The sequence below is a fragment of the Dellaglioa sp. CoH-55-MRSF-9 genome, from assembly GCF_056782155.1.
In genome coordinates, this window is record NZ_JBXAYG010000002.1 from 188,589 (window position 1) to 210,985 (window position 22,397).

General features: G+C 32.8%; 23 protein-coding genes. 6 read left to right on the forward strand and 17 right to left on the reverse strand.

Annotation, left to right across the window (positions count from 1 at the left end):
• Window positions 1-15: 15 nt before the first annotated feature.
• Window positions 16-1,488, forward strand: a complete 1,473-nt coding sequence (gene yjeM / locus AC1RPV_RS02700; RefSeq protein WP_481761280.1) for a glutamate/gamma-aminobutyrate family transporter YjeM — start codon at window positions 16-18, stop codon at window positions 1,486-1,488.
• Window positions 1,489-1,532: 44 nt separating this feature from the next.
• Here yjeM and AC1RPV_RS02705 read toward each other — a convergent pair whose 3' ends face one another.
• The gene (locus AC1RPV_RS02705) at window positions 1,533-1,889 is read right to left on the reverse strand and encodes an iron-sulfur cluster biosynthesis family protein (RefSeq protein ID WP_481761279.1); all 357 of its coding nucleotides are present in this window, start codon (window positions 1,887-1,889) and stop codon (window positions 1,533-1,535) included.
• Between the two features lie 117 nt (window positions 1,890-2,006).
• On the opposite strand from AC1RPV_RS02705, the gene AC1RPV_RS02710 reads away from it, so the two are divergent.
• Together AC1RPV_RS02710 and AC1RPV_RS02715 are read left to right on the forward strand one after the other, a co-directional pair.
• On the forward strand, window positions 2,007-2,993 hold the full coding sequence (locus AC1RPV_RS02710; RefSeq protein WP_481761278.1) for an MBL fold metallo-hydrolase: 987 nt from the start codon (window positions 2,007-2,009) through the stop codon (window positions 2,991-2,993).
• A 49-nt stretch (window positions 2,994-3,042) separates the two neighbouring features.
• Window positions 3,043-4,257, forward strand: a complete 1,215-nt coding sequence (locus AC1RPV_RS02715) for a multidrug effflux MFS transporter (RefSeq protein ID WP_481761277.1) — start codon at window positions 3,043-3,045, stop codon at window positions 4,255-4,257.
• A gap of 189 nt (window positions 4,258-4,446) precedes the next feature.
• Here the strand turns inward: AC1RPV_RS02715 and AC1RPV_RS02720 are convergent, their stop codons facing one another.
• A complete protein-coding gene (locus AC1RPV_RS02720) occupies window positions 4,447-4,902 on the reverse strand; it encodes a Fur family transcriptional regulator (protein ID WP_481761276.1) in 456 nt (151 codons plus the stop codon).
• A gap of 131 nt (window positions 4,903-5,033) precedes the next feature.
• Between AC1RPV_RS02720 and AC1RPV_RS02725 the strand changes: the two genes are divergently transcribed.
• The gene (locus tag AC1RPV_RS02725; protein WP_481761275.1) at window positions 5,034-5,714 is read left to right on the forward strand and encodes a VIT1/CCC1 transporter family protein; all 681 of its coding nucleotides are present in this window, start codon (window positions 5,034-5,036) and stop codon (window positions 5,712-5,714) included.
• A gap of 18 nt (window positions 5,715-5,732) precedes the next feature.
• A complete protein-coding gene (locus tag AC1RPV_RS02730; RefSeq protein WP_481761274.1) occupies window positions 5,733-6,431 on the forward strand; it encodes a VIT1/CCC1 transporter family protein in 699 nt (232 codons plus the stop codon).
• A gap of 367 nt (window positions 6,432-6,798) precedes the next feature.
• Here AC1RPV_RS02730 and AC1RPV_RS02735 read toward each other — a convergent pair whose 3' ends face one another.
• Both AC1RPV_RS02735 and AC1RPV_RS02740 read right to left on the reverse strand, forming a co-directional pair.
• The gene (locus AC1RPV_RS02735) at window positions 6,799-7,668 is read right to left on the reverse strand and encodes an alpha/beta hydrolase (RefSeq protein ID WP_481761273.1); all 870 of its coding nucleotides are present in this window, start codon (window positions 7,666-7,668) and stop codon (window positions 6,799-6,801) included.
• The gene (locus AC1RPV_RS02740; protein ID WP_481761272.1) at window positions 7,658-8,977 is read right to left on the reverse strand and encodes a PTS transporter subunit EIIC; all 1,320 of its coding nucleotides are present in this window, start codon (window positions 8,975-8,977) and stop codon (window positions 7,658-7,660) included. Before AC1RPV_RS02740 ends, AC1RPV_RS02735 begins: the two co-directional genes overlap by 11 nt.
• 206 nt (window positions 8,978-9,183) lie before the next feature.
• Here AC1RPV_RS02740 and AC1RPV_RS02745 point away from each other — a divergent pair, with 206 nt between their 5' ends.
• Window positions 9,184-9,648 (forward strand): transposase, encoded by a 465-nt coding sequence (locus AC1RPV_RS02745; RefSeq protein ID WP_481761271.1) that lies wholly within the window; start codon window positions 9,184-9,186, stop codon window positions 9,646-9,648.
• Window positions 9,649-10,068: 420 nt separating this feature from the next.
• On the opposite strand, the gene AC1RPV_RS02750 is transcribed toward AC1RPV_RS02745, so the two are convergent.
• The 13 genes from AC1RPV_RS02750 to plsX all read right to left on the reverse strand — a co-directional run bounded on the left by AC1RPV_RS02750 (window position 10,069) and on the right by plsX (window position 22,385).
• Complete coding sequence (locus tag AC1RPV_RS02750) at window positions 10,069-10,467, reverse strand: hypothetical protein (RefSeq protein WP_481761270.1); 399 nt, start codon at window positions 10,465-10,467, stop codon at window positions 10,069-10,071.
• A gap of 791 nt (window positions 10,468-11,258) precedes the next feature.
• Window positions 11,259-11,606, reverse strand: a complete 348-nt coding sequence (gene rplS / locus AC1RPV_RS02755; protein WP_057973468.1) for a 50S ribosomal protein L19 — start codon at window positions 11,604-11,606, stop codon at window positions 11,259-11,261.
• Between the two features lie 130 nt (window positions 11,607-11,736).
• Complete coding sequence (gene trmD / locus AC1RPV_RS02760) at window positions 11,737-12,468, reverse strand: tRNA (guanosine(37)-N1)-methyltransferase TrmD (protein ID WP_481761269.1); 732 nt, start codon at window positions 12,466-12,468, stop codon at window positions 11,737-11,739.
• Window positions 12,469-12,470: 2 nt separating this feature from the next.
• Window positions 12,471-12,986, reverse strand: a complete 516-nt coding sequence (gene rimM, locus AC1RPV_RS02765) for a ribosome maturation factor RimM (RefSeq protein ID WP_481761268.1) — start codon at window positions 12,984-12,986, stop codon at window positions 12,471-12,473.
• A gap of 71 nt (window positions 12,987-13,057) precedes the next feature.
• On the reverse strand, window positions 13,058-13,303 hold the full coding sequence (locus AC1RPV_RS02770) for a KH domain-containing protein (protein ID WP_409022598.1): 246 nt from the start codon (window positions 13,301-13,303) through the stop codon (window positions 13,058-13,060).
• A 10-nt stretch (window positions 13,304-13,313) separates the two neighbouring features.
• A complete protein-coding gene (gene rpsP / locus AC1RPV_RS02775; RefSeq protein WP_409022599.1) occupies window positions 13,314-13,589 on the reverse strand; it encodes a 30S ribosomal protein S16 in 276 nt (91 codons plus the stop codon).
• Window positions 13,590-13,728: 139 nt separating this feature from the next.
• Complete coding sequence (gene ffh / locus AC1RPV_RS02780; protein ID WP_481761267.1) at window positions 13,729-15,165, reverse strand: signal recognition particle protein; 1,437 nt, start codon at window positions 15,163-15,165, stop codon at window positions 13,729-13,731.
• A 16-nt stretch (window positions 15,166-15,181) separates the two neighbouring features.
• Entirely contained in the window at window positions 15,182-15,523 is a 342-nt protein-coding gene (locus tag AC1RPV_RS02785) for a putative DNA-binding protein (protein ID WP_409022601.1), read from the reverse strand.
• 113 nt (window positions 15,524-15,636) lie between these two features.
• Window positions 15,637-16,647 (reverse strand): signal recognition particle-docking protein FtsY, encoded by a 1,011-nt coding sequence (ftsY, locus tag AC1RPV_RS02790; protein WP_481761266.1) that lies wholly within the window; start codon window positions 16,645-16,647, stop codon window positions 15,637-15,639.
• 31 nt (window positions 16,648-16,678) lie between these two features.
• The gene (smc, locus tag AC1RPV_RS02795) at window positions 16,679-20,215 is read right to left on the reverse strand and encodes a chromosome segregation protein SMC (RefSeq protein WP_481761265.1); all 3,537 of its coding nucleotides are present in this window, start codon (window positions 20,213-20,215) and stop codon (window positions 16,679-16,681) included.
• Between the two features lie 24 nt (window positions 20,216-20,239).
• Window positions 20,240-20,932 carry a ribonuclease III gene (gene rnc / locus AC1RPV_RS02800; protein ID WP_481761264.1) on the reverse strand — a complete coding sequence of 231 codons (693 nt, stop codon included), beginning with the start codon at window positions 20,930-20,932 and terminating at the stop codon, window positions 20,240-20,242.
• 140 nt (window positions 20,933-21,072) lie between these two features.
• Window positions 21,073-21,315: an acyl carrier protein gene (gene acpP, locus AC1RPV_RS02805; RefSeq protein ID WP_409022605.1), complete on the reverse strand. Its 243-nt coding sequence runs from the start codon at window positions 21,313-21,315 to the stop codon at window positions 21,073-21,075.
• 56 nt (window positions 21,316-21,371) lie between these two features.
• Complete coding sequence (plsX, locus tag AC1RPV_RS02810; protein WP_481761263.1) at window positions 21,372-22,385, reverse strand: phosphate acyltransferase PlsX; 1,014 nt, start codon at window positions 22,383-22,385, stop codon at window positions 21,372-21,374.
• Between the last annotated feature and the right edge of the window lie 12 nt (window positions 22,386-22,397).

The window sequence follows — 22,397 nt, forward strand, 5'->3', positions numbered from 1 at the left end:
AATTACAAAAGTCTTATGGACAAACAAAAGAAAATTTCCCTAACAAGTTTCATTTTAATGATTTTTACAACTATTTTTGGATTTGCAAATACTCCCGTCGCCTTTATTCAAATGGGTTACGCTAGTATTATCTGGTACGTTTTAGCAGCATTCTTCTTTTTCTTACCAACTGCTTTGATGTTTGCAGAATATGGTTCAGCTTTAAATGAATCAAAAGGTGGCATTTATTCTTGGTTAGCTGAATCAATTGGCCCCAAACTTGCTTTCACAGGAACATTTATTTGGCTTTTTGCATGGATTGTCTGGATGGTATCAATTGCATCTAAAGTTTGGATTCCACTTTCAACAATTTTTTCTGGAAGTGATCAAACACAATCTTGGGCTATCTTTGGCCTATCTTCAACACAAACTATCGGTATTCTTGCAATTCTTTGGATTGTGCTAGTTACCTTTGTCGCTAGTCGAGGTATCAGTAGTATTGCCAAGATTTCTTCAGTTGGTGGTATTGCTATTTTAGGTTTAAATGCTATCTTTTTACTATTAAGTATTGTTATTTTAATTGTTAATCATGGTGCACTCCAAGAACCATGGCATGGTATGACAAGTATTATAACTTCTAGAAATCCTAGCTATCAATCACCTATCGCCCTAATTTCATTTATTGTTTTTGCCATCTTTGCATACGGTGGTATGGAATCAGTTAGTGGTGTTACAGATAGTATTAGAAATCCTAAGAAAAATTTTCCAAAGGGTTTAATCATTTCCACTTTATTAATTCTTTTTGCTTACTCAATCTCAATCTTCTTCTGGGGTGTTAGTACAAACTGGAGTAAACTTGGTGGTCAAAATGCCAACTTAGGTAACATCTCTTACATATTGATGGAAAACTTAGGTAATTTTGCAGGTCAAAGCTTTGGTATGAGCGCAAGTGCTTCGACAATTTTTGGTCATACACTTGCTAGAATTACTGGTTTAAGTATGTTCATGGCTTATACAGGTGCATTCTTCGTCTTGATTTACTCACCACTCAAATCATTTATTCTTGGAACACCTAAGGATATCTGGCCAGCAAAAATGACGAAATTAAATAAGCATAGTATGCCTGAATTTGCAATGTGGATTCAAGCTGCCGTCGTTATTGTCATTATCATGGCTGTTTCATTTGGAGGTTCAAATTCAACATTATTCTATTCAAAATTAACGTTAATGGGAAATATCTCAACTTCTGTACCTTATCTATTTTTAATTGGTGCATTTCCATTCTTTAAAAAACGTCAAGACTTAAATCGACCTTTTGAAGTTTATAAGAATAGAACACTTACAAATATTATTACTATTGTCGTCTGGTTAGTTTTAGCCTTTGGAATTATTTTCACTGTTATCAGCGATACATTAAGTAATGCTCTCTGGATGATATCTGGTCCTGTCCTTTCTGGACTAGTTGCTTTCCTTTACTACACACGTTATGAGAGAAAAATTAAAAAATAAACTAAAAAAAATCGTAAACAATTTTTATTGTTTACGATTTTTTATTAGTTTTTAACAAGACTTTCTAAGCTAACATTACCTGTTAATAGTCCTGAATTATCTCCATGTAATGCTAAACTGTTGAATCGTTCATTAACGACAAGTTGCATGTTCTCATCCATATAAGTTTTGCTGTACCCTTTTACTCTAATGGGACCTAAATCTGAATCAATTGTTCCATCATATGCCTTGCTATCGTTCTGGTCATCAATTACTAACATTCTAAAGCTTGAATCTAACGTACATGTTCCTTCATTTGATAAAGCACCAACACCATCGTCAAAATCAAGCAAGATTTCTGAATCATTACCCATAAGTTTCATAATCTTGCTTTTTGCGTCTTCACTTATTTTTAAATACATGAAATTACCAGCTTTCTTATTTAATAATTACATTGTACACCACTGATTATTTTAGACAAGCATGACGACTCAGGTTCATCATGGTATGATAGTTCTAATTAGAAAGAGAGGAATATAATGACCAAAATTAGTATAGTAAACAACTTATTTGATAGTAGTTCACAATTTAAAAGTTCACATTCAATCTTTCAATTTAACGTTAATTCACAACTAAATGAACAAGCAGACGCTCTTTTTCTTTCATACTTCTCAATAGATATCCATGAAAAAATTCTTGAATCTTCTATGATGCAAAAATTACCTATCTATTTATCCAAAGAGGCATTTGAATTAAAACAACAATTTGTCTTACTAGGTAAAATTAGTGAAACACACTTAAATTACAAAATTATTCCGATTAACACCGCACTAACTATTGGAGATTTTACAGTGATTGGTTTTTTATCAGATTCAGTACACACGGGTTCATTAGCTTTTTTAGTAGAAGATGAAAAGCAGAAGTACTCCTTCTTAGCTGGTGATACTCGCTTAGCTGGACCTCATAAAAAGAGAACGAAGAAATGGATTCACGACTTAAACCGACTACCTTTAGATGTTCTAATTTTAAATACTGTCGACACAACAGATACTAATTACTACACTGAAATTACGATTCTAGATCATCTCATTAAACTTTTAAAAGTCGAAGAATTAACTGCTATTAACGTTGCCAACGAAAATCTTTATTTAATTCATAAGTTAGCGACAGTAGCTAACAAGTTAGAAAAAATAATCGTACTAGATAAGCCAACCTCCCAATTATTGACGTATTTTTATCCTGATTCAGAAGTGATTTCATTAAATGATGCTACTTCTGTAGGAATTAAAAGGCATCCTGAGAAATATATCTTGGTAAATATAGAAAATAAGTTAGGCGATTTTAATTTGTCTACCCAAAATAGCTATTCACTGACCGATTTATTGGAAAATAATAAAGATAGTCTCCCAATCAATTCACATTTATCTTCATTAGAAGTACCTGAATTGTTAAATCGATTAACGCATAAACCTAAGCAACTTATATTGATAGACCAAAATTTTAACAATACTATTGTAACTTATTAATATTTATTCTATGGTATATTTATTAATCATTTAAAAGGACGTGAATTTGTTGGTTTTTTCTTATTTTAAAAATCCTAAAAAACATGAATTATTTTTAACCTTCTTATTAGGAACATTAAGTGCTTTTGGTCCATTATCATTGGACATGTATTTACCAGCATTACCAGTTATTCAACAACACTTACATACAACTGCATCGCTTACCCAGTTGACGATTACGACTTGTTTACTTGGATTGGCGCTTGGCCAATTAATAGTTGGACCCTACAGTGATAAAATTGGCCGTAGAAAGCCATTACTTTTGGGACTCATCTTGTTCGCTGTTACCTCTATCATCGCAGCAACAAGTCAGAATATAACAATTTTGGTTATTATCCGGTTATTGCAAGGTTTAGCGGGATCTGCTGGTCTTGTAATCTCTCGAGCAATTGCTAGAGACCTATACACCGGAAAAAAATTAACCAGTTTTTTCTCGCTCTTAATGGCTGTTAATGGAATTTTCCCGATTATTTCGCCCATACTTGGCAGTTTTATTCTAAAATTCACATCTTGGCGCGGTATCTTTGTTATCTTAACTGTAATTGGTTTTCTTTTATTTCTTCTTGTATTAGTGACGTTACCAGAAACTAACCAGATTGTGCCAGAGAAGTCGCAATCAAATACTGGTGATTCAACGAAAAAAATTCTTAAAAGTTTAATTTTTGATAAATTTTTCTTGAGTTATGCTCTAATTCAAGGCTTTATCTCAGGTGCAATGTTCTGTTATATTTCTGGATCATCATTTGTTTTACAAAATCTTTTTGGTCTATCCTCTAATATGTTCAGTTTAGTCTATGCAATTAATGGTTTAGGTATCGTTATAATGTCTCAATTAAGTTCACGAATTTCAGATACTTTTTCTGAACAGACTGGTCTAAAATTAGGTGTTTACCTTGCCTTACTTGGTAGTCTACTATTAACGACCTCATTATTTATTAGTAACTCGTTATTACTAGTGCTCATCAGTTTATTTTTAATTGTTTCAATGGTTGGTATCGTAAATACAACGGCCTTCTCATTAGCTATGCAGAAACAAGGGCAACACGCAGGAAGTGCTTCTGCCATACTTGGTGTTGGTATGAATCTAGTTGGAAGTATTCTTTCTCCATTCGTTGGGATTATGGGGGATCATTCTTATGTTCCAATGACAATTTTAATCTTACTGTGTGAAATTTGTGCCTTGGTCATTTACTTAAATATTTCCACAAAAAAAGCAGAACTATAAGTTCTGCTTTTTTTGTGGAAATATTAGTTTGTATAACGCAAAAACTTAATAATATAACTCTTTAATTATTTATACTAAAGGTGTGACATCTGATTTTGTACAGCTGTAACCTTTATGTAAAATGGGTACTATCTACAAATTGGTACTACCAACCATATTTTTAAAGCTTATTTTATCTACTGATATATATTATTTATTTTCTGTTAAACCCAGTTTTATTTGACATTCTGGACAATATCCAAACGTCTCGACATGTGTACTTTCAATTATATAACCACTTTTATTTTCCGCCTCTTGCTCTGCCTCATGAAAAGTTAATTCTGTAAATATATCTGTTATTTTGCCACAGTTAAGACAGATAGCATGATAATGTGGAATACCAAAATAATCGTAGCGCATTTTACCATCATCGCCATTAGACAATTCTATCACTAATTTTTGAGCAACTAATATTTGTAACGTATTATAAACGGTAGCTATGCCTAACCCTACGCTTCCATCTTTAATTCCGTTAAAAATTTGTTCAACAGATGGGTAGTTATGTTGCGTTACTAAATATTCAAGAATTATTTTACGCTGTGGTGTTATACGTACGCCACGTTCTTTTAAAATTTCTAAAGCCTGGTCAAGATTTTTATCGATCAATTTAACGACCCCCATTTTCTTAATTCACTCTGTTCATTATCTCATATTTCATAAAATATGTGGACTTTATCTATTGAATTGATTTATAATGATTATATATTTAGAATCATTATAACAAAGGAGAGAGAGTTATGTCTAAAAAATTATCTTTATCTCAGAAAATAAATGTTTTAAGAGCTAGTGTTATGGGAGCTAATGATGGTATTCTTTCCGTTGCTGGGATTGTCATTGGTGTCGCTGGCGCTACGAACAATAATTTTTCTATTTTCATTTCAGGTATTGCTGGTATGCTTGCCGGTACTGTCTCAATGGCTATGGGAGAATATGTTTCTGTAAGTACCCAAAAAGATTCGCAAGAAGTTGCTACTGCCAATTCCAAGTACAATCTAAAACATAATTATGATAAGGAATATAATTATGTTTATCAAAAATATTTTAAAACAGGTATTTCTTCATCCTTAGCATTAAAAGCTACAGATGAAATGATGTCGGCTAACCCATTAGATACTATTGTACGTGAAAAATATGGCTTTGATCCTAACGTCTATACGGATCCTTATGCGGCTGCGATTGCATCAATGATTTCTTTTCCGATTGGATCATTGCTGCCCCTACTTGCAATTACTTTATTCCCTGCTGAATTTAAGGTCATTGCCACATCTATTTCTGTCATTATTGCACTAGCTATCACAGGATTTAGTGCTGCAACTTTGGGTAACTCAAATCGGACAAAATCAGTTATTCGTAATATTATTTCTGGTATTTTAACAATGCTAGTCACTTACTTTATTGGTACTTTATTTGCTCATTAGGAAAGGACACTTAATTTCATGACATCTGAAACCAAAATTAAACAAAAAAAATACAAAACAATGGATGAAAAACTTAATTCACTTCGTGCAGGTATACTAGGATCTAATGATGGTATTTTAACTGTTGTAGGTGTCCTGTTCAGTGTTGCAGCAGCTACAACAGATAATTTCATTATTTTCATCGCTGGGTTAACTGATCTAATAGCTTGCGCATTTTCTATGGCAGCTGGCGAATATGCCTCTGTCAGTTCACAAAGTGACACCGAAAAAGCAGCTGTTGCCGTCGAAAAACAGCGTATGATTACGAGTCGTACTGATCAAATTCATGATGTTCAAAATTTTTATACGGCTAAGGGCGTTTCTGAAGAAACCTCTTTTGAAATTGCTACAGAATTAATGCAAAAAAAGCCACTAGAAACGATTATTAATGTTAAATACGGTCTCGAATTAGGACACTATATGAACCCTTGGGATGCCGCTTTTTCCTCACTAATCTCTGCAGCTTTAGGTGGTATTTTCCCACTACTTGCCATTATTATATTACCAAACAATTGGAAAATGATAGGTACAATTATTGCGGTTTCAGTAGCTGTAGCTTTAACTGCCTTTATTAGCTCCAAATTAGGTGATGGTAAAATTAAAGTTGCCATTATACGAAATATTATCATTGGTTTAATAACCATGTTAATTCATTATGGAATTGGCCAGTTTTTTTAGACATATCATTATGAAACCCCGCCCAAACTAGTTAAATATTTTTTCCCAACTTATTTGTTGTCATAGATACATTTTATATAGCGCATTAGCTTTCAAAATGTTTATAAATTTTGAACTAAACCACTTTATACTCTTAAAATTCATACAAAAAAGTTCTAATCACTTAGCGATTAGAACTTTTTTAATATCATTGATCAGCAATAGTTAACAAAGGCCTATATTTTATACTACTTTCAATAATTAAATACAACACTCGCCATCGACATTGTCTGTTTAATTGATATACTGTACATATTTAAGATCATTAAGACTATTTTTACAATGTGCAACTATACATAGTTCATCACAATAATAATCAAGCACTACTCTAAATTTTCTTATCATCTGGTCCACTATTTTTAGAATTTTGGGAAGCAATAATATACTGTTCAATTAAAGCAACAATTTGCTTATTTTGTGGTAAATCAGAATGTTCCGATTCATTTCCTGTGACAGTTATTTCTGTATAGGATTTCGCTTGATTTTGATAAATATATTTTCCGGCATTAACACTTTGATATGGAACAATTCCATCATTATTGTAATTATCTGTTCCAGCAATCGAGTACAACACTAAGTTAGTTGGAATTTTTTTTCGATTCTTTACAAAATCCGCTAACATCTGTGTTCTTGTACTCTGATTAGTTTCTTCACCATTATATGGTGAACCTATCGTCATTAACGTATTAATTGAGGCCGCTTTATCATCAAAATATTCTTCTAAAAATGTCGTATAAATAAGACCTCCGTTAGAGTGCCCGATACCATTAAATTGATTAAATTTATATTTATCAGCAAGATACGTAAACGCTATATCAAACCATTTAGCTTGTTTTTTTATACTATTATAGCCATTCGAATTATCTTCAAAACCAACAACTATGAAAGGTTGCATATCTCGTTTAGCTATTTTACCAGTAATTTTAAGTTTTCCAGTTTTCTGAACCGTTATCTTTAACAAACTATGCGTTCGATTTGTTGAAGTATTTAAAACATCAATCAATTCATCAAATCGATCTTGATTTGCACTGCTTCCTGGTATTAAAATAACTGGATTTAACTTTGAATTATGAATAATTCGGCTTGTTTTGACCTTTTTAGTGTTCCATGTATTTGCCGGTACGATAACAGCTAAAAAACAAGCTAAGATAGCTATCCAAATAAACACGTATTTAACTATTTTCCGTTTATTTTTCATTTAGCTTACCTCCATCAATATTCATTGCCTTATTATTTAATTTTACAAACGGCATATAAATTAAAACTGTAATAATAAGCACAATTCCTGATACAACTAATGTACTCCAATACCCATCAGTTCCTAAAAATGCCATTAATGGTGCTGGAGTCGTTTCAGGTAAGCTGTAAACTGCTGGAGGTATCCACTTAAAGTAAATACAGAAGTACCCAATCAACATTGAAACGATGGGTGATAAGATAAACGGAACCATTAAAATAGGATTTAAAATAATTGGTAACCCAAACATCAATGGAAAATTAATATTCACAAAGCTTGGAATAATTGATATTTTTGCTATTTTACGACTATTTTTATTTTTAGACATTATCAATATTGCTATAATTAAAGATAAGGTCATTCCTGTTCCACCAAAGCTACCAAAACTGTCATAAATTGTATGTATAGAGATAGGAAAAGGTACACCAAAAGACGTGCCATGCTTTAACGCATAACTTAAGTTACTGACAACCGAAGTATCATCTAAGCCGCCTTGTGCAATTCCTAAAGAACCAGAAATTCCTATACCAGATAAAACAGTATTGAAAAAGGATAAAAATAAAATAGTTATAATTAAATGCCTTGATTTAACTTCTGTTAATCTAAACATAGAATATAAGAGACCATTCACACCGATTTGATTAACCAATGAAACTAACATGACTAGTCCAATTAAAATCCCCAATATTATCACTATCGGCAACAGACTCTCTAAACCACGAGAAATAAATGTATATTGATCTACTTTTTCTTGCTTATTTTTAGGTGAAAACCATTTAAAGATATATCCTACAAAGACCCCCAAAATCAGTGAGATAAAAATCCCTTTAACACCTAACTCTTGAATCAAGAATGTCCCCTGATCACTATCAGGGTTTAAACTTGATAAATTATAATTCAAAATAAGCATCCCGACTGCCCCAGTGAATCCTGCAATTTGTTCATCTTTTTTAAAGGACCGAGTCATGTATTTTGCGCTCAAAAAAGCTGTCATTACTGCGATAAAACTCATTGTAACTGTATTAATAATTTCGAATATATTTGTTATGATTTTTTCATAAGGTAACCATGATGAAATATTATATACTTGATTAAAGAACCCTTGTTCTGATAAAACGCTAGAACTAAGCGCCATACTAAAACTTCCAATAATAATAAACGGTAAGATAATTGCAAATGTTTTTTCAATTGCTTGATAAACAAAAGTTTTTTTAAAACGTAAATCAACTCTTAACAATTTTTGCGAAAACGTCACCCATAGTTTATTCATTGAATAACCCCCTTATCTATTTTTTATTATAAACCAATAGTAACCCAACAACAAAATGTTAATTATAAACTTTGAGGGTGTACACTTTCTGGTGTTGGTAAAATAAAATTCATCAACACCAGTTTTTTATTCTGAAAACAAAAAAAGAGGCCACCGGCCCCTGCTATGATTAAGTTGCAAAACATAATCAAAAGCGAGGGATGCTGATGATCACAATTAATTCCGCACTATTACTATTAGGAACAGAAGACGAAAATATTAAGAAAATTAACGTTTCCGATGATTTTGTTAGAATAGTATCACGTAAAAGAAAAGTTAATATCATAGATGCACCATTAACATACATACCTCCAAGAGACCCAGATTGTGGCTATTTAACTATGATCAAAAATGGAACACGTTTAGTTAATGCTAGAATTTCTAGCGTAAATGGCTATGAATTTCATTTGCGATTACGGAACCAACGCTTTATTTGGGCTTCATGTCAAAGTGCGATTGATGCTGAAACACATAATTTTGTAGCGATACTGCCTAATCGTTTTAACAGTGTTATTAAGGAACATTTTTTTAATGCATATATTCTAAAAGAAAGACAATTTGTAACCTCTGTTGTTGTAGACCTGAATGCTCAATATCAAAGTATCATTCATCAACTATTCCCAAATGCTTAAATAATTATTGATCGTTTTCATTTAGTTTAACTGGCTGGTAAAGCCTTAGATTGTGTTCGTATAGATACTTTAAATCAGATAATTGATCATAAAAATAGAGAATATAAATCTTTAAAAACTCAGTTATTAGAAAACTATCAACCAAATAACAGTGAAATGGATACTGTAATAACCACTTTCATAAAGAATCCACATTATATTGAAAATATTTTTATCTTCAACTTATTAAAACGGTCCTATAGAAGGACTTAATCGAAAAATTAAAACACTTAAACGTAGCAGTTACGGTTTCGGAAACTGACATCATCTTTTTGAAAGAATTTTATTAATTCATAACTAAAAAAAGGAAATCCTTTTGGATTTCCCTTAATTAGATTAGACGTTTATTGTCTCACCATCACTATTTGACGCAGACCCAATTTAATCTACGCTTTTGATTATAAACAAAAGCCCTAATGTAATTCCCCATTCTATTACCAATATAATAATCAGTTCCCACAAAGGAATTATAGTTAATAACAAAAATGCACCACCTGGGAGTGAAAGTACTAATATACTCACTGTAATAATAAAAAAATATTTCCAAAAACGTTTTAAATATCTATTAGGCATTATAGCTAGGATTATTAACAATAAAAATGTTAATAATCCCATGACCACTGCCAAATCGTCCCATAATGTGCCTCCAAAATAATATGAAAATGGCGCTAATTTTCCATGTATTACTATACTTGGATAAATGAGACCACCATAACATAATCCACTAAAAAGAAGTAGTCCCCGAAGTATCCATCCGCTTGCTTCTTTAATTACTTTCATTTTAAAACCCCTCTCTCAGATTATTATGATGTTATTTTATGAATATCATTTGGCTTGAACGGACTACTAAAATTGCCAAGCAATCCATAATGTTTCTTTTTTCTATATGCCTCAACATGAGCACCCTTTTTGTATATTGCTGAAAAAAATCTTTCTTGCTCGCATGCTTTGCTTTGTCATCTTATGCAATCATTTCAGTAAGAGTAGTTTTAGCACCCGGCTTAACTTGATTTTCATATACAGGCCAAATAGATGAACTACACAAATCATAAAACTCTTGATAGTTCATATCCTATTGCTTAATTTTACCCTCTTTGACTCCTATATTATATGCTTTAGTTATATCACGGCTCATAAATGTATCCTGAGCATAAATATGATTAGGTACTAATAATACTGAACAAAACTTCATTAAAATAGCTATTACTTTAATACTTTTTCATTAACAACAATCTAACGCTATCATAATTTTAATGTTACTTCAAATAATTTAACTATAATATTAATCTAAGTTAATACTTTAAAAACTTAAAAAAGCCAGCCTCTTAAATTAATACTTTTTTCCGTAATGCACAAAAAGAATTAAAAAATTGATAAAAATATATCTATATGTTATTGAAAATATTAATTATAAACTTTAATTAGAAATCGAAAACTTATAATTTCTGCCCCTTTTCTGCCCCTTTTAGCGACTTTAATGCGACTTTTTGAAGCAAGGTTCAATTATATAGGTCTACCAAATTTTTAGACAAATAAAAAAGCCTTGATTACCAAGGCTTTTCAACGTCAATCTAACGGCGAGCTTCTTTAATACGAGCAGCTTTACCATTAAGGGCACGTAAGTAGTACAATTTAGCACGACGAACACGACCATGACGGATAACTTCAATTTTAGCAACACGAGGTGAATGCAATGGGAAAGTACGTTCAACACCGACACCGTTACTAATTTTACGAACAGTGTAACTTGAACTAATACCTTTACCACGGCGTTTTAAAACGACACCTTCGAAAAGTTGGATACGTTCACGTGTGCCTTCAACAACACGGGCGTGAACTCGAACAGTATCACCTGGGCGGAACTCAGGAATATCTGTACGTAATTGTGCTTCTGTAAGTTTTGCGATCATTGGACTCATAATTTGGATCTCCTTTTCAACAGAAATTCATTCACATTCACTATGCCAGCGGAATATCGTAATTTTATGTGGCTTTTAACCACTTTTAAAATTGTATCATATTACTTTATAGGCGTAAAGGTTATTTCCTTTACTTTCCAGATTTTATGTCAGCTAACCATTCAACTTGTTGTTTAGATAATTGAATATCTTTCAACAAATCTGGTCTTCTCTCAAATGTTCGTCTCAATGATTCTTTTTGACGCCATTCATCGATTAATTTATGATTCCCATTTGTTAGAACTTCAGGAACTTTCATCCCTCTAAAATCAGCTGGCCGTGTATATTGCGGATATTCTAACAAGCCGTTTGAAAATGAATCTCCGGGAGCAGATTCTTTATTGCCTAAAACTTCAGGTAACAATCGAACAGTCGCATCAATCATGACCATGGCTCCTAGTTCCCCACCCGTTAAAATGTAATCACCAAGTGAAACCTCATCAGTTACAAGTTCGCGGATACGTTCATCATAGCCTTCATAGTGACCACAAATAAATGTTAGATGTTCTTCTTTCGCAAATTCTTCAGCCACATTTTGGTCAAATTTACGTCCTGCTGGATCTAAAAGGATAACTTTACCTTTTGTGTCAGATTCCTTTTGAACAGCTTCTAAAGTGTCAAAAACTGGCTGTGCTTGTAATAACATACCTGCACCACCACCATATGGGTAATCGTCCACATGATTTTGTTTATCAGTTGTAAAATCTCTAAAATTAGTAATTTTTAAATCAAGAACGTCCTTATCAATTGCCTTACCAACAATTGATTGTTTCATGGGACCATCAAACATTTCTGGAAATAAACTCAAAACATCAATTTTCATATTTAGTCGTCCAATCCTTCTAAAAGTTCAACCGTTACAATATTGTTATCAATATCGACAGTTTTTATAACATCTTTAATAACTGGTAACAATAAATCACCCTGTCCCTGACGCTTAACAACCCAAACGTCATTAGCTCCTGGGCTTAAAATTTCATAAATAGAGCCAATTTTTTCTTCATTTTCATTTTGGACATCTAAGCCGATAATTTGATGGTAATAGTAATTACCTTCTTCTAATTCCCGAAGACCTTTATCAGCGACTTTAAGATCTAATCCTTTATACTTCTCAACCAGGTTAATATCTTGTAATCCTTCAAACGTCACGAGTTCAAAATTTTTATGATGTCTATAGGTCATAACCGTTAACGAAATAACTTGTTTTCCGCTCTTATCAAACAGATACAAGACGGTTCCCTTTTTAAAACGCTCAGAAACGAAGTCAGTTGTAGCCATAACTCTAACTTCTCCTTTGATTCCATGAGTATTGACGATTGTTCCTACTTGATAATAATCCATATTTACTCCTTTTTATTGTAAAATAAAAACTCCCAAACAAAACATTGCTGCTTCATTCAAGAGTTACTATTTTAATCTAATATGTTTAGACGCACTCGTTTCGAACTTGTTAAACGCACACCATAGATTATTGTTCTAATAGCTTGCGCAACTTGTCCGTGCTTCCCAATAATACGGCCAATATCATCTGAATTCACAGATAATTCAAAATAGACATAATGATCATCTTGTTTCTGTCCTATTTGGACATCATCAGGATTTTCAACAAGCGGTTTGACAATTGTTAAAATTAAACTTGTCACTTCTGCTTCAGTCATTTAATCGTCCTTATTTTTTAGAGAATTTAGCTTCATGGAATTTCTTCATGATGCCTGCATTTGAAAGAATGTTACGTACAGTATCTGATGGTTGTGCACCATTGTTCAACCAGTTTAAAATACTTTCTTCTTCAAGTGTTACTGTTTGTGGTTCTGTTAATGGGTTGTAAGTACCAACGTTTTCGATGAAACGGCCATCACGTGGTGAACGTGAATCAGCTACAACGACACGGTAGAACGGTCTCTTTTTAGAACCCATACGTTTTAAACGAATTTTTACTGACATTAATATACACCTCCTGATATCTACTTCAACAATAATTAATATACCAGTTATTTATCAGCTTGTAAAGGTTTTTTTCTTGACAGTTAAAATAAATTATCAAAATGTCCCTTAAGCCATACCAGTATTGGTTATTTAATGATTATTTTCTAGAGTTTTTATTTTTCTTCATACGTTTTTTCTTGTTTTTCTTGTTCTTACGAACCATAGAATTCATAGACATCTTAGCTAAGCGACCTGTTACGCCCTTGCCAAGCATCCCTTCCATACCTTCAAAATTACCGCTATTCATTTTCTTCATCATTTTCTTCATTTCGCCAAATTGCTTAATCATTCGGTTAACTTCAACAATTGGACGACCTGCACCAGCAGCAATACGTCGTCGACGACTGGGGTTCAAGATGTCTGGATTTTCGCGTTCTTTAGGTGTCATTGAGTATACTGTCGCACGCATATGGTCAATATCCTTGGGATCCATTTTAACATTCTTCATAGCTGGATTATTAGCCATCCCTGGAATCATCTTCATAATATCTTCCATAGGACCCATTTTTTGTAATTGATCCATTTGACTTAAAAAATCATTAAAATCAAATGTATTTTCTTGAAATTTTTCAGCCATTTTAGCTGATTCATTTTCATCAAAATCTTGTTGTGCTTTTTCAATCAGCGTGAGCATATCACCCATGCCTAAAATTCTTGATGCCATACGATCTGGATAGAATACGTCCAAATCAGTTAATTTTTCACCTTGTCCGATAAATTTAATTGGTTTACCCGTCACTGAACGAATTGATAACGCAGCACCACCACGAGTGTCACCATCTAATTTAGTTAAGACGACACCAGTAACATCTAATTGTTCATTAAAGCCTTTAGCAACATCTACCGCACTTTGTCCAGTCATTGAATCAACAGTCAAAAGAATTTCATTTGGGTTCGCTAAGGCCTTAATTTGAGCTAATTCGTCCATTAGCGTTTCATCAATTTGTAAACGACCAGCTGTATCAATAATAATGTAATCATTTTTATTTTCTGCAGCTTGTGCTAAACCTTGTCGAACAATTTCAACAGGGTTTACTTTTGTACCCAATTCAAAAACAGGTATTTCCAAATCTCGACCTAAAACTTGTAATTGGTCGATAGCAGCTGGACGATAAATATCGGCTGCTATCATTAAAGGTCTCGCATTTTCTTCTTTTTTTAATGTTAAAGCAAGTTTACCAGCTGTGGTTGTTTTACCAGCCCCTTGTAAACCAACCATCATAATAATTGTTGGTATTTTAGATGACTTGTTCAATGGAACAGCTGTTTCACCCATGACTTTAGTTAATTCTTCATTTACAATTTTGACGATTTGTTGTGATGACGTTAAACTCTCAAGTACTTCCGCACCAATTGCACGTTCACGAACAACCTTAACGAACTCTTTAACCACTGTAAAGTTAACATCGGCTTCAAGTAAGGCTAAGCGAATTTCACGCATAACCTCTTTTAAATCAGTTTCAGATATTTTACCTTTGCGACGGAGTTTCGTCATCGCATTTTGTAATCTTTCTGTTAATCCTTCAAATGCCATTTTTAACTACCTACCCTTACTCTTCGTCTAATTCTTCTAATTGATTAATTAGATCGGTTAATTTTTGATCCTCTTTATAAGTACTATCTGTGTATTGCTTAATTTGGTCTAATTTTTCATTACGTTGAATAAAATTATGATACAAATTCAACTTATCTTCATAATCTTCTAAAATTTTTTCTGTTCGTTTGATATTATCATAAACGGCTTGCCGACTAACATCAAAATTGTCCGCAATCTCACCAAGTGAAAAATCATCACCATAGTACATGGCCATATATTCAGCCTGTTTTTTAGTTAATAATGACTCATAAAATTCAAACAATGCATTTACTCGATTTGTTTTATCAATCGCCACTAAAAAAACTCCTTCGTTTTTGTTTCATTCAGTCCTACTTAGAAGGGTACCGATTTTAGCCCTAAACGTCAATAGCAAAAAGAAGTCCGATTAGTTTAATCTGACTTCTAAGATTATTCTTCTGTTGATTCAGGTTGTTCTTGAATAAGTCCTTTAAACAAACCATAAATGAAATCTTCTGCATTAAAATCACGTAAGTCATCCATTTGCTCACCTAATCCAGCAAGTTTTACTGGTAAATGCATTTCATTACGAATGGCTAACACGATACCACCACGAGCAGTTCCATCTAGCTTAGTTAATACAATACCACTCACATCAGTTGTTTCTTTAAATTGTTTAGCTTGGATTAAAGCATTTTGACCCATTGTTGCATCCAAAACAAGTAAAACTTCATGAGGTGCATCTGGAATTTCTCGAGAAATGATTCGTTTAATTTTATCTAATTCATTCATCAAGTTAACTTTATTCTGCAAACGACCAGCTGTATCAACTAGTAAAATATCGTAATCTTCTTCTTTGGCACGTTTTACCGCGTCAAAAATAACAGAGGCTGGATCACTTTTTTCTGGTCCACGAACGATATCGACATCAACACGACGGCTCCATTCAGCAAGTTGTTCTATTGCACCCGCTCTAAATGTATCTCCAGCAGCTAAGAGTACTTTTTTGCCTTCTTCATGATAACGGTGTGCTAGTTTCCCAATAGTTGTTGTTTTACCAACGCCATTAACACCAACAAATAAAATAACAGTTGGACCTGATTCAGCTTGCGCAATAGAATTATCTTCGTCTTTACCCTCTGATTCATACAAATCTACCAATTTTTCAATAATTGCTGCAGAAACAGCATCTGGATTGCTTACATTTCTTAATTTAACTTCTTCTTGTAACTCACGGCTAATTTTCATAGCCGTTTCAAATCCAACATCAGCTTCAATTAAAGTTTCTTCTAACTCTTCAAAAAAATCTTCATCGACTGTTCTAAAATTAGCAAACAGTGAGTTTAAGCGTTGTCCAAAGGTTTTTCTTGATTTTTCAAGGCCTTTATCATATTTTTCTTGTTCAGATGATTCTGGTTCTTCACCTGTAAAAGCTTGCTTAATTCTACTAAATATTCCCATCTGTAGCGCCTCCTAATCTTTTATTAGTATATCAAACCGTTTTGTCTAATGATACCGAAACCATTTTAGAGATACCAGACTCTTGCATTGTAACACCATACAAAATATTAGCTTCAACCATTGTTCCATTTCGATGCGTTATCACAATAAATTGCGTTTCTTGATGAAATGATTTTAGATAACTAGCAAATCGAGCTACATTTGCATCGTCAAGCGCAGCTTCTGCTTCATCCAAGATACAAAAAGGAACTGGTTTTACTCTTAAAATAGCAAATAGTAGCGTAATTGCGGTCAAAGCTTGTTCTCCGCCAGAAAGTAAACTCAAACTTTGAACTTTTTTACCAGGCGGCTGCGCTAGAATATCAATTCCAGTTGTTAAAAGATTTTCTGGATCAGTTAATTCTAATCTAGCTTTACCACCACCAAACATAACAGGGAATATCTCCTCAAATTTCTTAGAGATATCAATAAAACTAGCTTTAAATCTTTTTTCAACTTCAGTATCCATATCCATCATAGTTTTCTTTAATTGTTCATCGGCTTCTAATAAATCATTTTGTTGGTCTAATAAGAATGAGTAACGTTCATTAACTCTTTCAAATTCATCAATCGAGGCCACATTAACCTCACCAATTTCTTTTAGCCCTTTTCTCAATAATTTTTGTTGCGCCAAAATTTGTTCAAGAGGTTGCTGACTTTCTAATTTTTCAGCCTCTTCAAAAGTCTGTTGAAAATCACTAGCTAGCTTAGCTAGAAACTCATCAAGCGACTCATTAAGTTGTTGTTGTTGATTTTCAGCTTTGATTTTATCTGCAATAATATTTCTCTGCAACTCAGATAAACGAGATAAATGGCTATTTTCTTCAGTTAAAGTTTGATTAATATTAGTTCTGTTCTTTTTAAAATCAGCTAACTTTAAATCGGCTTCTTCTGCTTGCCTTTGAAATTCTTGTAATTCTTTTTGGATATCTTTTTCTTTCACCTGACTATTTTCGGTATTTCTGAGTAAGTCTTGATGTTGTTGATTTATCAATGTAGCTTTATCAACTAATTCCTGAATATCGTTATTCAGCAGCATAACATTAGCGTGTTGCTGTTTTAATTGTTCTTGGAATACTAATAAACTTTCACGATGGTTTTGTTTCTTAACTTGTTGCTGCTGTTCAAATTGATTACTATTTTTTAATTGTAAGTCAATATCAGAAATATCATTATTTGCTACTTGTATTTGTCGTGCTAATTCAATAATTTTTTGTTCATTGTCTTTAAATTTTATTTGGTTATTAATTTTATCAGTTTGATTTTTTTCAAATTCATCATATTTTTCAGTCGTTTTAAGTTCTTGCTGTTCTAAAATTAACCGACTAGTTGTTAATTTAGATTGTGTTGTTTGATATTGACTTTTTAAATCAACAACAATCAATTCAAGCGACTCGATCATTTCTTTTTGCTTTTCAACAGTCACTCTAGCTTCATTGCCACGAACTTCACGAGCCTCTAATTCTTGTTGCATTTTTTGGATACTTTCATCTAATTGTAGAATAGTTTGCTTCTGATTTAACAATCCACTGGTATGTTGCTGTTTACCACCAGTTATTGCACCACCTGCATTTATTACTTCTCCAGTCCGTGTGACAACTTTAACTCGATGATTCAAATCACGACTAACTTTAATTGCCGTATCCATATCTTCAACGATAATTGTTGTCCCTAGCAAATACTGACTAATTTCAATAAATTGAGGTTCAACTTTAATTAACTCTGACGCAATACCGATGACTCCTTCATACTTTAAGACGAAACGTTGTGCATCACCGATAGAACGTCCCTTAATAGCTGAAATAGGCAAAAATGTTGCCCGACCAAATTTATTATCCGTTAAAAATTTAATTGCATTCTTTGCAACAGACTCTTCTTGCACAACTACCTGTTGTAATTGCGCACCCAATGCTGTCTCTATTGCTTGATTAATTTCCTTTGGGACCGTAATTAATTCTGCCACTGAACCATATAAACCAGGAAACTTATTTTTTTCTTTTAAAATTGCTTTAACGCCTTGATAATAGCCGTTATAACTATTTTGCGTCAAAAGTAGATTATCCTTTTTATTTTTCGCCTGTACTAAAACGTTTGATGCTTCAAACCATCTACGTTGCTGTGCCTCGTAAGAATCGTTATTTTTTTTCAAGGCAATCTTTAATTTAGCTAATTCTTTTTCTTCATTAATTAATTTATTATCAATCAAATTAAATTCAGTTTTTTTAGTTTTAAAATCGTTTTTTGCTTGTGTTAAATACTCTTGTTCAGTAGCTAATAAGTCATCATTAACCTTAGCCTGTGAATCAAAATTTAATGTTTTTTGTAAAAACTCATTCTCACTTTGTAATCGTGTACGTTGTTGAATAGTATCATTAACAACGCGCCTTAATTCTTTTGAACGATCTTGTCCAGAAATATCCGCTGTTTCTAACGTTTTATCAATCGCTTCAATAAACATGTTCTCATCAGTAATATTTTTCTGTAAAGCTAATGACCGCTTATCTAAATTAGCTAATGACTCTTGTTTCAAAATAATTTGTTCATTCACCGATTCTTGTTCTTTTTTTAATTCTGTTATTTTTTGCTTTTCAAAATCTTTTTTTTGAGTTGATATATTACTTTGACCCATCAACCGTTCTTTATTAATTGTTAAATCTAATAGTTTGTTTTGTGTATGATCAATCATTTTTTCAATATTCTCTAGTTCTGAGCGATAACCTGCAATTTCATGTTCTTTTACAGTGACCTTAGTCTTATAATCACTATCCATTTCAAGTAACTTATCTAACGAATGTGTGACATCCCTTTTTAGTTGCGATTGCCTTTTAATTTCTTTAACCAACCGACTAAGTTCTAACTCATCAAATTGCTTTTTTTGAGATAAATAATCCTTTGCCAAACTACTTTGCTCACGTAAAGGTTCAACTTGTCCTTTAAGTTCAAAAATAATATCAGAAACCCGGTTAAGATGACCTTTTGTTTCTTCTAATTGGCGAGTGGCAATATTTTTTTCTTGTTTATATTTTAAAACACCAGCAACTTCTTCAATAATCGAACGTCTGTCTTCGGGCTTACTATTAAAAATTTCAGCAACTCTACCCTGAGAAATGATTGAAAATGACTCTTTTCCAAGACCAGTATCCATGAATAGATTGGTTATATCTTTAAGACGACACTGCTTTTGATTAATTAAAAACTCGCTGACACCATCTCTAAATAATCGTCTTGTAACGGTTATTTTTTCAGGATTATCTTGAATATAAAAATCAGAATTATCAAAAATAATACTAACTTCAGCACGATTAACTGCTGATCTGTTCCCTGAACCAGCAAATATAACGTCAGGCATTTTATTTCCACGTAAATTTTTGGCTGATTGTTCACCAAGTACCCAGCGAATTGCTTCAATAATATTACTTTTACCGCTACCGTTAGGACCGACAATACCAGTCATCCCGTCTTTAAATTCAATTGTTGTTTTGTCTGCAAATGATTTAAAACCATTAATGACTAAAGACTCTAATTTCATCCGTCACTAACCCCCTGAACATTTTTACTTTCTGAGTAATCCTAATGCATTACTTGCTGCTTGTTGTTCTGCAACTTTTTTAGAATGTCCTGCCCCTTGTCCAATGATTTTGCCATCAGCACTGACAGACATAACATATTGTCTGTCATGCTCTGGACCAAGGTCATCAACAACATCATAGGTAATGACAACATCACCATCTTTTTGTAAAAACTCTTGTAGCGACGTTTTATAATCCATAACATGGTCAAACCAGCCTAAGTCTAATTTTGGAAAAATAACTTTCCTGATAAATGTTTCAACAGCTAATTTACCTTGATCTTGATAAAGCGCTCCTACAAAAGATTCAAAAATATCACATAATAACGCAGGTCTTTGACGTGCATTTGATTTTTCTTCACCTTTACCTAAACGAATAAATTCATCAAATCGGCATTCTTTAGCAAATGCGCTGAAACTCTCTTCACATACCATTGCAGCTCTTAGACGCGTTAATTTCCCTTGTGGCAGCATTGTATACCGCTGATATAAATATTCTGAAACTGTTAATTGTAAAACAGCGTCTCCTAAAAATTCAATTCGTTCATAAAATTTTAAATTTTCTTTGGGATGTTCATTTACATATGATGCCTGTGTGAATGCTTCATCTAATAAATCCGTATTCACAAATTTAATATTAAAATCTTCTGCTAACATTTCATTTAAACCTTTAATCATTATTATCCTCCGTTATTATCATTATTGCTCTTACAATTATACCTGTTTTAATCACTAAAAGGTACTCCATACAAAAAAAGCGCTGACAAATATCATTGTCTAACGCTTTTAATGAACGATTTAATATACGTGTTGAATTATTATTTTTGGTTAGCTTTAATAAAAGTGACAACGTCTCCGACAGTTGTTAAACTTTCTGCATCTTCATCAGAAATTTCTGCACCAAATGTATCTTCAAGTTCTAAAACGAACTCAACAACATCAATTGAATCTGCATCTAAATCCTTTTTAAAATCTAAGTCATTCGTAATTTTTTCTACTGGCAAATCAAAATGTTCGTCTATAATTTTAACAATTTTTCCAAAAATTTCTTCTTCTGTCATTCCAATAGCCTCCTTTTGAATCATGACGTAATTTTAACCATTTTTCAGAGAAATGTCTAGTTAATTTTATTTTCACTAGTTTCCTTTTCAAAATAGTTAACAATATTAGGTACTACATCTGTATTAACCATATCATTGATTTGGTTAATTGTGTAATAAACAACTTCAGCCTTACTTGATCCATGTGATTTTACAACTGGTGCTTTAATACCTAGTAAAACCGCACCGCCATACTTAGGTGAATCCATTTTATTCTTCAATTGTTTTAAACTTGGTTTCAGTAAAAGTGCACCAATTTTAGCACGCAAGCCACCACTCATAATGGCACTTCTGAGTAATGAAAACATTCCTAAAGCTGTCCCTTCAACGGATTTTAAAACAGCATTACCTGTAAATCCGTCAGAAACAACAATATCAGCTTTACCAGAAAGCAAATCATTAGATTCAATATTACCCACAAAATTTAATTCGGTATCGTTTTGTAATAATTGGTACGCTTCTTGCGTCACTTTGTTGCCTTTATGTGGTTCTGTCCCATTATTTAATAAACCAATTTTAGGATTACTAATATGGCGAACATTTTTAGCGTAATAGTTACCTAAGACAGCATATTGATGCAAGTGTTCAGGTTTACTATCCGCATTGGCTCCAGCATCTAATAAATTTACAGTATTATCACTAGAAATAACTGGCAATGTTGCTAATAAACCAGGTCGTGGAATACCCTTAATACGGCCAATTATAAACAAACCAGCAGCAAGTAGTGCCCCTGTATTACCGCATGAAAATACGGCATCATTCTCACCATCTTTAACAGATTGAGCTGCTAAGACCATTGATGCTTTTTTCTTTGAACGAATTGCCTTAACTGGTTCATCATTCCCATCAATTTCCTCATCCGTGTGAACAATTGTGATATTTTTATCATCTTTTAAGAATTCACGAATTCTTTTTTCATCTCCGTACAACGTAAATTGAATGGTGCTATCTTCGTCTCTAGCACGTTCAACGCCCTCGACGATTGATTGCGGTGCAAAATCGCCGCCCATTGCATCAACTGCTAACTTCATAATTATATTCTC

Bases quoted from the DNA above. Each gene is read 5' to 3' on its own strand.
- yjeM (WP_481761280.1), top strand. From the start codon at position 16: ATGGACAAACAAAAGAAAATTTCCCTAACAAGTTTCATTTTAATGATT.
- AC1RPV_RS02705 (WP_481761279.1), bottom strand. From the start codon at position 1,889: ATGTATTTAAAAATAAGTGAAGACGCAAAAAGCAAGATTATGAAACTT.
- AC1RPV_RS02710 (WP_481761278.1), top strand. From the start codon at position 2,007: ATGACCAAAATTAGTATAGTAAACAACTTATTTGATAGTAGTTCACAA.
- AC1RPV_RS02725 (WP_481761275.1), top strand. From the start codon at position 5,034: ATGTCTAAAAAATTATCTTTATCTCAGAAAATAAATGTTTTAAGAGCT.
- AC1RPV_RS02730 (WP_481761274.1), top strand. From the start codon at position 5,733: ATGACATCTGAAACCAAAATTAAACAAAAAAAATACAAAACAATGGAT.
- AC1RPV_RS02735 (WP_481761273.1), bottom strand. From the start codon at position 7,668: ATGAAAAATAAACGGAAAATAGTTAAATACGTGTTTATTTGGATAGCT.
- AC1RPV_RS02740 (WP_481761272.1), bottom strand. From the start codon at position 8,977: ATGAATAAACTATGGGTGACGTTTTCGCAAAAATTGTTAAGAGTTGAT.
- AC1RPV_RS02745 (WP_481761271.1), top strand. From the start codon at position 9,184: ATGATCACAATTAATTCCGCACTATTACTATTAGGAACAGAAGACGAA.
- AC1RPV_RS02750 (WP_481761270.1), bottom strand. From the start codon at position 10,467: ATGAAAGTAATTAAAGAAGCAAGCGGATGGATACTTCGGGGACTACTT.
- rplS (WP_057973468.1), bottom strand. From the start codon at position 11,606: ATGAGTCCAATGATCGCAAAACTTACAGAAGCACAATTACGTACAGAT.
- trmD (WP_481761269.1), bottom strand. From the start codon at position 12,468: ATGAAAATTGATGTTTTGAGTTTATTTCCAGAAATGTTTGATGGTCCC.
- rimM (WP_481761268.1), bottom strand. From the start codon at position 12,986: ATGGATTATTATCAAGTAGGAACAATCGTCAATACTCATGGAATCAAA.
- AC1RPV_RS02770 (WP_409022598.1), bottom strand. From the start codon at position 13,303: ATGACTGAAGCAGAAGTGACAAGTTTAATTTTAACAATTGTCAAACCG.
- rpsP (WP_409022599.1), bottom strand. From the start codon at position 13,589: ATGTCAGTAAAAATTCGTTTAAAACGTATGGGTTCTAAAAAGAGACCG.
- ffh (WP_481761267.1), bottom strand. From the start codon at position 15,165: ATGGCATTTGAAGGATTAACAGAAAGATTACAAAATGCGATGACGAAA.
- ftsY (WP_481761266.1), bottom strand. From the start codon at position 16,647: ATGGGAATATTTAGTAGAATTAAGCAAGCTTTTACAGGTGAAGAACCA.
- smc (WP_481761265.1), bottom strand. From the start codon at position 20,215: ATGAAATTAGAGTCTTTAGTCATTAATGGTTTTAAATCATTTGCAGAC.
- rnc (WP_481761264.1), bottom strand. From the start codon at position 20,932: ATGATTAAAGGTTTAAATGAAATGTTAGCAGAAGATTTTAATATTAAA.
- acpP (WP_409022605.1), bottom strand. From the start codon at position 21,315: ATGACAGAAGAAGAAATTTTTGGAAAAATTGTTAAAATTATAGACGAA.
- plsX (WP_481761263.1), bottom strand. From the start codon at position 22,385: ATGAAGTTAGCAGTTGATGCAATGGGCGGCGATTTTGCACCGCAATCA.